We start from the raw sequence: 13,855 nt of genomic DNA, 5'->3' as shown, positions 1-13,855 counted from the left end.
CGAGAGAGCGGTTGCTTCCCTATCTCTCGTCCGTCAGATGCACTCTCACGGTCGGGCGGTGGCGCGGCGGTGGTCGCGGATGCGACTACAGGGTCGTCGCCTGCGAGATGATCGCGGCCGCCTCGGCGGCGTGCACCTTCGGTGACCCGGTCGCCGGGCTCGCCGACGCGGCACGTGAGATGCGGCGCACCGGGCGACCGCCCAGGTGCCCGACGACCTCGAGCGCGATGAACGGCCAGGCGCCCTGGTTCTCGGGCTCGTCCTGCACCCACACCAGCTCGGCGTCCGGGTACTGCTTCAGCACCTCGTTGAGCTCGTCGACCGGGGCGGGGTAGAACTGCTCGAGGCGCACGAGGGCGATCTCGGGGTTCGGGTTCTTCGTCAGCTCGGCCTTCAGATCCCAATGGATCTTGCCCGAGTGCAGAAGTACGCGCTTGACGCCGGCGGGCTCGACGCCGCGGTCGTCGCCGAGCACGGGCTCGAACTTGCCGGTGAGGAAGTCCTCCACCTGGCTGGTCGCACCGCGCAGACGCAGCATCGCCTTCGGGGTGAAGACCACCAGCGGACGGCGCGGACGCGCGTACGCCTGGCGGCGCAGCAGGTGGAAGTAGGAAGCCGGCGTCGACGGCCGCGCGACGGTCATGTTGTTCTGCGCGCACATCTGCAGGTACCGCTCGATGCGGGCCGACGAGTGGTCGGGTCCCTGGCCCTCGTAGCCGTGCGGCAGGAGGAGCACGACGCTGGACTGCTGGCCCCACTTCTGCTCGGCGGACGAGATGAACTCGTCGACCACCGACTGGGCGCCGTTGGCGAAGTCGCCGAACTGGGCCTCCCAGAGCGTGAGCGCCTCGGGGCGCTCGACCGACCAGCCGTACTCGAAGGCCATCGCCGCGTACTCGCTCAGCAGCGAGTTGTAGACCCAGAAGCGCCCCTGGTTCGCCGACAGGTTCGTCAGCGGGATCCACTCCTGGCCGTTCTCGCGGTCGTGCAGCACCGAGTGGCGCTGCACGAAGGTGCCGCGCTGCGAGTCCTGCCCGGCCAGACGCACCGGGGTGCCCTCCAGCAGCAGCGAGCCGAACGCGAGCAACTCGCCGAAGCCCCAGTCGATGTCGCCGTTGCGGCTCATGTCCAGGCGCTTGTTCAGCAGCTTGTCGAGCTTGGGGTGCACGGTGAAGCCGTCGGGCTTGTTGACGAACGCGTCGCCGATCGACTCGATGACGGCCCGGTCGACACCGGTGGTGTCGGGCTCGCCCGAGAAGGTATCGGCGGCTGCGGCATCCGTCGCCACCACCGGCGAGGTGCCGGTCTCCGCCGCGTGGGTCTCGGCGAAGGCGACCTCCAGACGATCCTGGAAGTCCTTCTTCGCGGTCTCGTACTCGTCTTCGGTGATGTCACCGCGGCCGACGAGCGACTCGGTGTACAGGCGGCGGACCGAGCGCTTGGCCTCGATGAGGTTCGTCATCAGCGGCTGCGTCATCGACGGGTCGTCGCCCTCGTTGTGACCACGGCGGCGGTACGACACGATGTCGATCACGATGTCGCGGTGGAACTCCTGGCGGTACCGGAACGCCACGTCGGCCACGTGCACGACGGCCTCGGGGTCATCGCCGTTGACGTGCAGGATCGGCGCCTGGATCGTCTTGGCCACATCGGTCGCGTAGACCGCGGTGTGACCGTCGTTGGGCAGCGTCGTGAAGCCGACCTGGTTGTTCACGACGACGTGGATAGTGCCACCGGTGCGGTACCCGCGCAACTGCGACATCTGCAGGGTCTCGACGACCACGCCTTGCCCTGCGAACGCGGCATCGCCGTGCACGAGGATCGGCAGGTAGGTGAACGAGCCCATCGGCTTGCGGTCCTGCTTGGCGCGCACGATGCCCTCGAGCACGCCGTCGACGGTCTCGAGGTGCGACGGGTTCGCGGCCAGGTGGATCGGCAACTGCGAGCCGTCGTCGGCGACGAACGTGCCGTCGGTGCCCAGGTGGTACTTGACGTCGCCCGAACCGCTCTTGTTGCCGACGGCGACCGAGCCCTCGAACTCGCGGAAGATGTGGCTGTACGTCTTGCCGGCGATGTTCGTGAGCACATTCAGCCGGCCGCGGTGGGCCATGCCGATCGCGGCGCCGTCGAGGCCGGCCGCGGCCGCGCCCTGCAACGTCTCGTCGAGGAAGGGGATGAGCGACTCGCTGCCCTCGAGGGAGAAGCGCTTCTGGCCCACGTACTTCGTCTGCAGGAAGGTCTCGAACGCCTCGGCCTGATTGAGCTTGCTGAGGATGCGCAGCTGCTCGTCATGGCTGGGCTTCTGGTACGGGACCTCCATGTTGTCCTGGAACCAGCGGCGCTGGGCCGGGTCCTGGATGTGCATGTACTCCACGCCGATCGTGCGGCAGTACGAGTCGCGCAGGACGCCGAGGATGTCGCGCAGCTTCATCTGGCGCTTGCCGCCGAAGCCGTTGGTGACGAATTCGCGGTCGAGGTCCCAGAAGGTCAGGCCGTGCGTCTCGATCTCGAGGTCGGGGTGCGTGCGCTGCACGTACTCGAGCGGGTCGACATCGGCCATCAGGTGGCCGCGGACGCGGAACGAGTTGATCAGCTCCTGCACACGGGCGGTCTTGTCGACGCGCTCGGCGATGTCGACCTTGATGTCTTGCGCCCAGCGGATGGGTGCGTACGGAATGCGCAGCGCGGCGAAGATGTCGTCGTAGAAGCCGCGCTCGCCGATGAGCAGCTCGTGCACCTTCTTCAGGTACTCGCCCGAGCCCGCGCCCTGGATGACGCGGTGGTCATAGGTGCTGGTCAAGGTGATGGTCTTGCCGATGCCCAGCTCGTTGAGCGTGCGGGCGCTCGACCCCTGGAACTCCGCCGGGTACTCGAGGGCACCGGCGCCGATGATGCAGCCTTGGCCCTTCATCAGGCGGGGGACCGAGTGCACGGTGCCGATGCCGCCCGGGTTGGTCAGCGAGATCGTGGTGCCGGCGAAGTCGGTGGCGGTGAGCTTGTTCGCCCGAGCGCGCTTGACGAGGTCTTCGTACGCGGCGAGGTACTCGCTGAACGTGAGCGTGTCGGCGCGCTTGATGCTCGGCACGAGCAGGGCGCGGGTGCCGTCGGGCTTGGGCAGGTCGATGGCGATGCCCAGGTTGATGTGCGCGGGGGCGATGACCGACGGCTTGCCGTTGACCTCGCCGTAGTACACGTTCTGGGTCGGGAACTCCTTGAGCCCCTGGATCATCGCCCACCCGATCAGGTGGGTGAAGCTGACCTTGCCGCCGCGGGAGCGGGCCATGTGGTTGTTGATGACGATGCGGTTGTCGATCATCAGCTTCGCCGGGATCGTGCGCACACTCGTCGCGGTGGGGACCGTCAGCGACTGGTCCATGTTCGCCGCGAGGGTCTTGGTCATACCGCGCAGCGGCGTGACGACATCGTCGTCATCGGCGGTGGATGCCTCGGCCTCGCCGTTCGCGGCGGGCTTCACCTTCGGCGCCTGGGCGGGGATCGGCTGCGGAGCGGCCGGCTTCGCGGTGGTGCGCGCCACGGGCTGGCTGCCGATCACCGGCACCGGCGCGGTCACCGGGTGCGCGTCGGACGATGGCGTGGTCACCGGCGGAGCCGTGGTGGCCGTGTCATGCGACCCCCCGACGCCGCTCGTGTCCACGGGATGATAGTCCTCGAGGATGGGCCACCACGACTTGTCGACAGAGTTCTTGTCCTTCTTGAACTGCTCGTAGAGTTCGTCGACGAGCCATTCATTGGCCCCGAACTCTCCTTCGCTCGAAGTCCCGACGCCTGTCACCTGGCTCGACACGTTCGCTCGCCTGCTTTCCTCGCTGAGATCTGGGTCTGCGCCCTGCTCGGTTGAGCCACTGCGCACGACCACCAAGCCTAGTCCCCTCGCCTGTGCGCTCGCTTCGCGCCACGGCATGCGGGTGGGTGCGAATGCGCCGCTCTTTCCCTGACGGAAGGAATCGCTAGCCTTGACAGCATGGAGTTCTACGGGGAGCAGCCCGCGGTCGATCTGACGTACTCCGACGTCTTCCTCGTCCCGCGCCGCTCAGACGTCACCAGCCGGCTCGACGTGGACCTGTCGCCGGGCGACGGGACGGGCGCGACGATCCCCCTGGTGTCGGCCAACATGAACTCCGTCACCGGCGCGCGACTGGCCGCGACCCTGGCCCGCCGCGGTGGCCTCGGCGTCCTCCCGCAAGACATGCCGCTGCAGGAATTGGATGCCGCGATTCGTTGGGTGAAGGCCCAGCCGGCGCCGTGGGACACGCCGATCGTGCTGCCCTCGCACGCGACGGTCGCCGATGCCGCCCGCATCCTGCCCGCACTCGAGGGTTACGGAATCGTGGTCGCCGACGACCCGGTGGAGGGGATGACCCTCGATGGCGTCCGCGGCGTCGTGCCGGCCAGCCGCCTGGGTACCGCGCTGCCCGACGCGCAGCTGGGCGACCTGGTGCACGCCCGCCCCACGGCGATCGACGCGGAGGACGTCACCGACGCTCGGCACGCGTTCGACCTCATCGTCGACGCCGAGGCTGAGACCGTGTGCGTGCTGCGCCACGGCGCGCTCGTCGGCACCCTCTCGCGTCGCAGCGCTCTGCGCGCGACGCTGTACCGCCCCGCCGTCGACGCCGACGGACGGCTCATCGTGGCCGCGGCGATCGGCATCAACGGCGACGTGCAGGCCAAGGCCCAGGCGCTGGTCGCGGCGGGCGTCGACGTGCTCGTGCTCGACACTGCACACGGTCACCAGGAGGGGATGCTGCGGGCGCTGCAGAAGGTGTCGGAACTGAACCTCGGGCTGCCCCTGGTGGCGGGCAACATCGTGACCGCCGAGGGAGTGCACGACCTCGTCTCGGCCGGTGCGTCGATCCTCAAGGTCGGCGTCGGCCCCGGCGCCATGTGCACGACCCGCATGATGACGGCGGTCGGGCGCCCGCAGTTCTCCGCCGTGCTCGAGACCGCCCAGGCGGCGCGCCTGATGGGCGCCCACGTGTGGGCCGACGGGGGAGTGCGCTACCCGCGCGACGTCGCCCTCGCATTGGCGGCCGGTGCGGCATCCGTCATGATCGGATCCTGGTTCGCCGGAACCGTCGAGGCCCCCGGCGAACTGCTGGCCGACGCCGACGGCCGCGCCTACAAGGAATCGTGGGGCATGGCCTCGACGAAGGCCGTGCGTGAGCGCTTCGGTCGTCTGGACGCCTACGGGCTCGCCCGCAAAGAACTGTTCGCCGAGGGCATCTCGTCGTCGAAGATCTACCTCGACCCGCTCCGGCCGGGCCTGGAGGACCTCCTCGACATGATCACCTCGGGTGTGCGCTCGTCGTTCACGTACGCAGGCGCCCGCTCGGTGCCCGAGTTCCACGAGAACGCGCGCGTGGGCCTGCAGTCGGCCGCCGGCTACGAAGAGGGCAAGGCGCTGCCGGTCAGCTGGTAGCTGTTCGCTGCTGTCCTCCGGGGCTCGGGCTGTTCGCGCTGTCGTTCTTGGCGCGGCATCCACCCTTCCGGCTGACATAGAATATTCCGCACGATGGACGACCCGCCGAGTTGCAGACGCCCGCCCCACGAACCCGGCCCCGTGAATCGGGGTGACGCGTGATGGACTACATCCTGCTGGGCGTGGGGCTCCTGCTCACGATCGGCACCGGGCTGTTCGTGGCGAGCGAGTTCGCGCTCGTCAACCTCGACCGGGCCGACCTCGAGGCCCGCCAGGCGCGCGGTGAGACCCGCATGGCGCTCACGATCGCCGCGCTGCGCAAGACGGCGACGCACCTCTCGAGTGCGCAGCTGGGCATCACGCTGACCACGCTGCTGACCGGTTACACCATGGAACCGGCCATCTCGAATCTGCTGCGTCCGCTCATGGACGGGTGGGGGATCCCGGATGCCGCGTCGCGGCCGATCTCGGCCGTCATCGGTGTGGCGATCGCGACGATCCTGTCGATGATCCTCGGCGAGCTCGTGCCCAAGAACTTCGCGCTCGCGCTGCCGCGGCAGACGGCCAAGCTCGTGCTGCCGTTCCAGGTCGCCTTCACAACGGTGTTCAAACCGGCGGTTGCGCTGCTGAACGGCTCGGCGAACGCGGTGCTGCGCGCCATGGGCATCGAGCCGAAGGAGGAACTGTCGGGAGCCCGTACCGCCTCGGAACTTTCGAGCCTTGTGCGTCGCTCGGCCAGTGCGGGCGTGCTTGAGATGGACACGGCATCGCTCCTGGACCGGAGCCTGCGCTTCTCGGAGCTGACCGCCGCCGACGTGATGACCGCGCGCCCGGGCGTCGAGGCGCTCGCCGCCGACGACAGCGCCGAGGACGTCATCCAGCTCGCCCGACGCACCGGGTACAGTCGCTTCCCGGTCTACGACGACTCGATGGACGACATCATCGGCATCGTGCACCTGAAGGCGGCGGTCAGCGTGCCGCGCGACCGCCGCGCCGATGTGCCGGCTGCGGCGCTGGCGCAGGAAGCGCTGCGGGTGCCCGAGTCGGTGCATCTGGACTCGCTGCTGGCCGAGCTGCGCTCGCGCGGGTACCAGGTCGCAGTCGTCGTCGACGAGTACGGCGGGACCGCGGGCGTCGTGACGCTGGAGGACCTCGTCGAAGAGATCGTCGGAGAAGTGCTCGACGAGCACGACCGCCGCCGCGCCGACTTGGTGCGCGGGGGAGAGACCCTGACCTTCCCGGCCGACTGGCGCCCTGACGAGCTGCGCGACCGCGCGGCGGTGCGGGTCCCCGAGAATGACGTGTACGACACCGTGGGCGGCTACATCATGAGCGTTCTCGAGCGCATCCCCGCGGTGGGCGACGCCGTCGAGATCGAGGGCGGCACGCTGACCGTCGCCCGCATGGACGGGCGGCGCATCGACCGGGTGACGTTCACGCCCGTGCCCAGTCCACTCGAGGGCGAAGGCGGTGAGCTGGCATGAACGACTGGGCCGGAATCGTCTGGCTGGTCATCCTGCTGGCCGGCAACGCCTTCTTCGTCGGTGCGGAGTTCGCCGTCGTCTCGGCGCGGCGCTCGCAGATCGAGCCGCTCGCCGAGAACGGATCGCGCGCGGCCAAGACGGCGCTGTTCGCGATGGAGCACGCGACCCTGATGCTGGCGACCACGCAGCTGGGCATCACTATCTGCTCGCTGCTGATCCTGAACGTGTCGGAGCCGGCGATCCACCATCTGCTCGCGGGACCGCTGGGCCTGACCGGTGCGACCGAGGCCGTGGTCGACGTCCTCGCGTTCGTCATCACGCTGCTGCTCGTCTCGTACCTGCACGTGGTGTTCGGAGAAATGGTGCCGAAGAACCTCGCCTTCTCGGTCCCCGACCGTGCCGTGCTGATGCTCGCGACACCGCTCGTGTGGCTGTCGAAGGTGTTCCATCCGATCATCGTCGTGCTCAACTGGCTGGCAAACGCCGTCGTCAAGATCTTCGGCGTCGAGCCCAAGGCCGAGGCATCCTCCACCTTCACGCTCGACGAGGTAGCGACGATCGTCGACCAGTCACGTCGTGAGGGAGTGCTGCAGGATGCCTCCGGCACCGTCGCCGCGGTGGTCGAGTTCACCGACAAGAAGGCCGCCGACATCGCCGTGCCGCTGGCCGACCTCGTGACGCTGCCGCGGACGACAACGCCGGCCGAGATCGAGCACGCAGTGTCGCAGTACGGCTTCTCGCGCTACGTGATCACGGGCGACGACGGCGAGCCGATCGGCTACGTGCACCTGAAGGACGTGCTGCGTGCGGCAGAGGATCCGGTCGCGCCGGTGGACGTGGAGCAGCCGATCCCGGCCAAGCGCATCCACCACATGGTGCCGGTGCTGCAGACGACCGACCTCGAAGACGCGCTCGCTCTCATGCGCCGTGCCGGGCGTCACCTCGCGCAGGTGCGCGACCGGGACGGCAGCGTCACCGGGGTGCTCTTCCTCGAGGATGTGCTGGAAGAGCTCATCGGCGAGGTGCAGGATGCCACGCGGCGGGGCCGCCGCACCCGCTGACCCCCACCCGCCCCGCCCCGCCTCTCGCGAGGTCGTACGTGATTTCGCGAGGTCGTACGTGATTTCGCGAGGTCGTACGTGATTTCGCGAGGTCGTACGTGATTTCGCGAGGTCGTACGTGATCCCGCGAGGTCGTACCCGTTCTCGCGAGGTCGTCAGCGCCGCGGCCGCGCCCGCTCGTACTGCGGCGGCCAGTAGTCGATGTCGTCGCCCAGTTCGAACGCTGCACGCAGGGCGAAGTGCGGGTCGCGCAGCCACTCGCGCGCGGCCATGACGGCGTCGGCCTCGCCGTCGCCGACGATCTGCTCGGCGTGCGCGGCGTCCTCGATGAGTCCGACGGCGCTGACCGGCAGTCCGGCCTCGCGACGCACGTGTGCGGCGAACGGCACCTGGTAGCCCGGCCCGAGCGTGATCTTCTGGTGCGCGACGAGCCCGCCGCTGGAGACGTCGATGAGGTCGGCGCCGTGCTCGCCCGCCCAGCGGGCGACCGCCGTGGTCTGGTCGAGGTCCCAGCCGCCGACTGCCCAGTCGGTGGCCGACAGCCGGACGAACAACGGCGCATCCGGGACCTCGGCCCGCACCGCATCGACGACGCGCAGCAGCAGCCGGGCACGGTTCTCGAGCGACCCGCCGTACTCGTCGTCGCGCACGTTCGACAGCGGCGAGAGGAACTGGTGCAGCAGGTATCCGTGCGCTCCGTGGATCTCGAGCACCTCGAAGCCTGCCTCATGCGCGCGGCGTGCGGCTGCCGCGAAGTCGGCGACCACCCCGTCGATGCCGTCGATGTCGAGCGCCGCCGGTGCCGCGAAGTCGTCGAACGCGAGTGCCGAGGGTGCGACCGTCTGCCAGCCGCCCTCGGCTGCGGGCACCGATCCGCGCTGCGGCGCGAACGGCGGCCAGGTCGAGGCCTTGCGCCCGGCGTGCGCGAGCTGGATGCCGGCGATCGCGTCGCGCGCGCGGATCGCGGCTGCGATCGGCGCCCACGCGTCGCGCTGCGCGTCGGTCCAGATGCCGGTGTCGTCGGGCGAGATGCGTCCCTCGGGGTTCACCGCGGTGGCCTCGGCCATCACGAGGCCTGCCCCGCCGGATGCGAACTGCGCGAGATGAACGTGGTGCCACTCCTGCGGCATCCCGTCCCGCGCGCTGTACTGGCACATCGGCGAGACCCACAGGCGGTTGCGCAGGGTGAGACCGCGGATGCTCAGCGGGTGGAAGAGGACGCTCATCGGGATGCTCCGGGTAGTGTGTGGCCATGGGAGAGCCGGTGACCTGGACGGCAACCGACGCGGCAGCGCATCTGCACGCGCCGACGGCCGGTGACGACAAGTATTCCCGCGGCGTGGTCGGGGTTCAAACCGGCTCCGCGCAGTACCCGGGCGCGGCGGTGCTCGGCGTGGAGGCCGCGTGGCGCACAGGCATCGGCATGGTGCGCTACCTCGGTGCCGCCCGCGAGCCTGTGATGGCGCGGCGCCCCGAGACCGTGACCGCGGACGGCCGGGTGCAGGCATGGCTGATGGGATCGGGAATGGATGCCGCGGCTCTGCCGCCCGCGGTGGCCGACGATCTGCGCGCGGCGCTTGCAGGCACCCTGCCGGCGGTCGTCGACGCCGGGGCGCTGGAGCTCGCGGTGGGTGCCGCGGCGCCCGTCGTGGTCACGCCGCATGCCCGCGAGCACGACGTGCTGCGCAAGGCGCTCGGCCTGGAGCCTGCGGGCGCTGGGCGCGTGGCCGCCGCGCACGAGACGGCTGCAGCCCTGGGTGGGGCGGTGCTGCTCAAGGGTGCGGAGACGATCGTGACGACGCCGTCCGGCTGGACGGCGCGGGTCGATGCCGGCACGCCCTGGCTGGCGACCGCCGGCACCGGGGACGTGCTGGGCGGTGTGCTCGGGGCGGTGGTGGCGGGCGCGCAGGCGCGCGCCGAGGCCGAGGGGGAGACGCTCGGTGCCGACGACCTGGGGCCCTTGGCCGCGACCGCGGCCTGGGTGCACGGGCGCGCGGGGGTCATCGCGGCGCTGCGCGCCGGCGCAGGGATGCCGGGCCCGATCACGGCACTCGACGTGGCACTCGCGCTGCCCGAGGCGGTGGCCGCGGCATCCCGCCACTAGGGCGGTCTCGGTGCCGGGAGGGCGCTCTCGGCGGGTCTATGGGTGGGCCCGCATAGGATGTCGAGGTGGCGAGACGGGGTTGGCTCTGGGCGGCGTTCGTCGTGGTGCACCTGGGCGTCGCGACACTCGGCTGGGTGATGCCCAACCAGCCGATGGGTGACGTCTACCTCGTCTATGAGCCGTGGTCGCGCGCGGCGCTGAACGGCAGCGGGATCGTCGGCATCACCGAGGCCTGGGTGTATCCGCAGCTCGCGCTCGTGCCCATGGTGCTCGCGCACGGCTTCGGGTGGATCCACGGGTACATCGTCGGCTGGGCGATCCTCGTCACGGTCTGCAACGCGCTCGCCTTCTGGCTGCTCATCGGCCATGCGACCTCGCGCGGCCGGCGCGCCGGCGCATGGTTCTGGCTGGCCGCTATCGCATGCCTGGGGCCTGTGGGTCTCTACCGCATCGACGCCATCACGATTCCGCTCGCGATCGCCGGGTGTCTGTGGCTGGTCGGACGCCCCTGGCTGGGGTCGATCCTGCTGGCGGTGGCGACCTGGATCAAGGTGTGGCCGGCGGCGATCCTCGCGGCGGCCGTTATCGCCGTGCGGCGACGCCTGGCCGTCATCGGGGGCGCCGCCGTCATCTCGGCGCTGACGCTGCTCGCGATCGTCGCGGCCGGCGGCGTGGCCTACGCGTTCGGCTTCGTCGGCGACCAGACCGGCCGCGACCTGCAGATCGAGGCGCCGGTCAGCGCGCTCTACATGTGGCGCGCCGTCGCGCGCATCGACGGGTCGTTCATCTTCTACGACCAGGACATGCTCACCTTCCAGGTGACAGGCCCCAACGTCGACGTCGTCATTGCGCTGATGACCCCGCTGCTCATCGTCGCGATGGCGGCGGTCGCCGTCCTCGGGGCGGTGAAGGCGTGGCGCGGGGCATCCTTCGCGCGTCTCTTCCCCGCGCTGTCGCTGGCTCTGGTCACCGGCTTCATCGTGTTCAACAAGGTCGGGTCGCCGCAGTACTTCACCTGGATCGTCGTGCCCGTGCTCCTCGGACTCGTCATCGAGAGGCGCCGCTGGTGGGGCCTCGCGGCGTTGGTGCTCGTGATCTCGGCGCTCACGCAGGTGGTCTACCCGATGACTTACAGCGGCCTGCTTGCCGCTCACGCGGGGCCGGTCGCGGTGCTCACCGCCCGCAACGCGCTCACGGTCGCGCTGTTCGCCTGGAGCGTCGTGCGGGTCGCTCGGATTCCGGCGCGGATGCCGCGGCCGGCGCGTGCGCTCGCCGCGGTATCGCTCGCCCGGCACGACGCGGCCCGCTAGCGGCGGGTCCGCGGTAGCGTCGAGTCATGCTCATCGCCTTCTCCGTCGCCCCGTCCGGTACCGGTCGCGAAGACGGCTCGGTGCACGACGCCGTGGCTGCCGCGGTCCGCGTCGTCCGCGAGTCGGGTCTGCCGCACCGCACCACCTCCATGTTCACCGAGATCGAGGGCCCCGACTGGGACACCGTGATGGACGTCGTCAAGCGGGCCACCGAGGCCGTCCTGCCGTTCGGCTCGCGGGTCTCGCTCGTGCTCAAGGCTGACATCCGGCCGGGGTACTCCGGCGAGATCGACGCGAAGGTCGAGCGGCTCGAGCACGCGCTGGACGAGGACGCGTGAGCGACGACCACCTGCCGCTGGCCGGCACCGCGGTCCTGCTGCGTGACGGCGTCGCCGGCCTCGAGGTGCTCATGATCGAGCGCCCCGACCGTGGCTCGTTCGCCGGAGCCTGGGTGTTCCCCGGCGGCGGCCTGGAAGAGAGCGATCGGATGCCGGGAGCCGAGCTCGTCGACGACGCGCGCCGTGCCGCGGCCCGCGAGACGGCCGAGGAGGTCGGACTGGCCATCGACCCCGACGAGCTCGTGACGCTCAGCCGCTGGACACCGCCGACGGCGCCACCGGCCGGCGCACCCAAGCGCGTCCGCACCTGGTTCTACGTCGGTGCGGCCTCCGACGCCGAGCTCACCCCGTCGGCGGCCGAGGTCGTCACCGCGGCGTGGGTGCAGCCGGGCGCGGTGCTCGCCCGCCACGGTCGAGGCGAGATCCGCCTGTATCCGCCCACGTGGGTCACGCTGCACGGCCTGACGGCGCACGGCGATGTCGCGTCCGCTCTGCAGGCGGCGCGGGATGCCGCGCCCGGCATGTTCGCGACGGTGATCCGTGAGCGGGTCTTCGTCTGGGAGCCCGACGTCGCCTGTGACAAGAGCGTCGAGCTCGCGGCATCCGGCCCCCGCCACAGGCTGCACGCCGAGGCGCTGCCGTGGCGATACGAGGTGTCGAGCTAGGCGTCGAGCAGCCGCTGCAGGTGGTGGCCGACGAGGTCGGTCTCGATCAGAAAGCCGTCGTGCCCGAAGTCGCTCGTGAGCACGACCGCCTCGTTGCCGTCGAGGGTGTTCGGGATGCCGCGGGCGATGCGATGCTGCCCGTCCACCGGGAAGAGCCGGTCGGTGTCGATGCCCAGCACCAGTGTGGTCGCCGTCACCCGAGCGAGGGCGTCTTCGATGCCGCCGCGGTCGCGCCCGACATCGTGCGAGTCCATGGCCTCGACGAGTCGGATGTAGCTGTTCGCATCGAACCGGCGTGTGAACTTGTTGCCGTGGAAGTCGAGGTAGGACTCGACCGCGAACCGGCCGTCGTGCCCCAGCGGTGAGACGCCCGACTGCCAGGAGCGGCTGAAGCGCATGTTCAGCTCGGCGGGGCTGCGGTAGTTCAGCAGCGCCATACGGCGGGCAAGCGCAAGGCCCCGGTGCGGCCCATTGCCGGAGCCTTCGTCGTAGTAGTCGCCGCCGGCGAAGTGCGGGTCGATCTCGATGGCCTCCAGCTGCACCGAGTTCAGCGCGATCTGGTCCGCGGTGTTGAACGGCGGCGACGAGAGCACAGCCAGGCGCGCCACGCGTTCGGGGGAGGAGATCGCCCACTCCAAGGCGTGCATGCCGCCCATCGAGCCGCCGATCACGCCGGCCCAGCGCTCTATGCCGAGCGCATCGGCGAGCCGCTGCTGGGCGGCGACCTGGTCGCGGACCGTGACGTACGGAAAACGCGAGCCCCACTCCCTGCCGGTGGGGCCGATGCTGGCGGGTCCGGTGGAGCCCTGGCATCCCCCCAGCATGTTCGGGGCGATGACGAACCAGCGGTCGGTGTCGACCGCGCAGCCGGGGCCCACCACGTCCTCCCACCAGCCGACGGTGGGATGCCCCGGACCCGCCGGCCCGCGGACGTGGCTGTCTCCGGTCAGCGCGTGCAGGATGAGTACGGCGTTGTCGCGTGCGTCGTTCAACTCGCCCCACGACTCGTACGCCATGCGCACGAAGGGCAGCTCGGCGCCGTTCTCGGTGCGGAACGCGCCGATGCCGACGAAGCGGCGGTCGCCCGGTGGATCGCCGTCGCGCCACGCGCCGGTGGCCGGCGGGCGGCCCAGGAGCGACCGGGCATCGGCCTCGGTCACCGGTGCGCTGGGCACGGTGTCCTCCGAGGTCTGCTGCCAATCCATGGACCCATTCTCCCGTATCGGTGTGGCGCGTCCCCGGCTGTTACGCCCCGGCGTGTGCTCCGGGTCTGTGCGTTCCCAGGGTCTGCGCGCTCCCAGGGTCTGTGCGTTCCCAGAGTTCGGAGGATCGCGCGAAGTTCGGAGCTTTCGGGCGAATGAGTCCGAGCTTGGTCGCGTGCTCCGAAGTCTGTGAGGCGAGGCCCGGCGGGAGGCGGGGCCCGGCGGAGCGGCGCGCCCGGCGGGCGGCGAGG

10 protein-coding genes are annotated in these 13,855 nt (G+C 70.4%); 7 read left to right on the top strand and 3 right to left on the bottom strand.

The window, feature by feature from the left end; genetic code table 11:
- Window positions 1-85 precede the first annotated feature (85 nt).
- On the bottom strand, window positions 86-3,805 hold the full coding sequence (locus tag PU630_RS11350) for a multifunctional oxoglutarate decarboxylase/oxoglutarate dehydrogenase thiamine pyrophosphate-binding subunit/dihydrolipoyllysine-residue succinyltransferase subunit (RefSeq protein WP_275280089.1): 3,720 nt from the start codon (window positions 3,803-3,805) through the stop codon (window positions 86-88).
- A gap of 177 nt (window positions 3,806-3,982) precedes the next feature.
- On the opposite strand from PU630_RS11350, the gene guaB1 reads away from it, so the two are divergent.
- The 3 genes from guaB1 to PU630_RS11335 all read left to right on the top strand — a co-directional run bounded on the left by guaB1 (window position 3,983) and on the right by PU630_RS11335 (window position 7,985).
- Window positions 3,983-5,440, top strand: a complete 1,458-nt coding sequence (gene guaB1, locus PU630_RS11345; protein WP_275277176.1) for a GMP reductase — start codon at window positions 3,983-3,985, stop codon at window positions 5,438-5,440.
- Window positions 5,441-5,601: 161 nt separating this feature from the next.
- Window positions 5,602-6,924, top strand: a complete 1,323-nt coding sequence (locus PU630_RS11340; RefSeq protein WP_275277175.1) for a hemolysin family protein — start codon at window positions 5,602-5,604, stop codon at window positions 6,922-6,924.
- A complete protein-coding gene (locus tag PU630_RS11335; protein WP_275277174.1) occupies window positions 6,921-7,985 on the top strand; it encodes a hemolysin family protein in 1,065 nt (354 codons plus the stop codon). The genes PU630_RS11340 and PU630_RS11335 overlap by 4 nt, the downstream gene beginning before the upstream one ends.
- 155 nt (window positions 7,986-8,140) lie before the next feature.
- Here the strand turns inward: PU630_RS11335 and PU630_RS11330 are convergent, their stop codons facing one another.
- Window positions 8,141-9,211 (bottom strand): NADH:flavin oxidoreductase/NADH oxidase, encoded by a 1,071-nt coding sequence (locus PU630_RS11330; protein WP_275277173.1) that lies wholly within the window; start codon window positions 9,209-9,211, stop codon window positions 8,141-8,143.
- A gap of 26 nt (window positions 9,212-9,237) precedes the next feature.
- On the opposite strand from PU630_RS11330, the gene PU630_RS11325 reads away from it, so the two are divergent.
- The 4 genes from PU630_RS11325 (at window position 9,238) to PU630_RS11310 (ending at window position 12,402) form a co-directional block, all read left to right on the top strand.
- The gene (locus tag PU630_RS11325) at window positions 9,238-10,089 is read left to right on the top strand and encodes an ADP-dependent NAD(P)H-hydrate dehydratase (protein WP_275277172.1); all 852 of its coding nucleotides are present in this window, start codon (window positions 9,238-9,240) and stop codon (window positions 10,087-10,089) included.
- Between the two features lie 65 nt (window positions 10,090-10,154).
- On the top strand, window positions 10,155-11,399 hold the full coding sequence (locus tag PU630_RS11320) for a glycosyltransferase 87 family protein (RefSeq protein WP_275277171.1): 1,245 nt from the start codon (window positions 10,155-10,157) through the stop codon (window positions 11,397-11,399).
- A 26-nt stretch (window positions 11,400-11,425) separates the two neighbouring features.
- Complete coding sequence (locus PU630_RS11315) at window positions 11,426-11,737, top strand: thiamine-binding protein (RefSeq protein ID WP_275277170.1); 312 nt, start codon at window positions 11,426-11,428, stop codon at window positions 11,735-11,737.
- Window positions 11,734-12,402: an NUDIX domain-containing protein gene (locus PU630_RS11310; RefSeq protein WP_275277169.1), complete on the top strand. Its 669-nt coding sequence runs from the start codon at window positions 11,734-11,736 to the stop codon at window positions 12,400-12,402. Before PU630_RS11315 ends, PU630_RS11310 begins: the two co-directional genes overlap by 4 nt.
- Here the strand turns inward: PU630_RS11310 and metX are convergent.
- Window positions 12,399-13,607, bottom strand: a complete 1,209-nt coding sequence (gene metX / locus PU630_RS11305; RefSeq protein WP_275277168.1) for a homoserine O-acetyltransferase MetX — start codon at window positions 13,605-13,607, stop codon at window positions 12,399-12,401. The two genes, PU630_RS11310 and metX, sit on opposite strands and share 4 nt — an antisense overlap.
- Window positions 13,608-13,855: the final 248 nt, after the last annotated feature.

It is taken from the genome of Microbacterium horticulturae (assembly GCF_029094505.1).
GTDB classification, from domain to species: Bacteria; Actinomycetota; Actinomycetes; order Actinomycetales; family Microbacteriaceae; genus Microbacterium; species Microbacterium horticulturae.
Note: the sequence above shows the minus strand (reverse complement) of the source record. Positions and strands in the feature narration are given on the sequence as shown.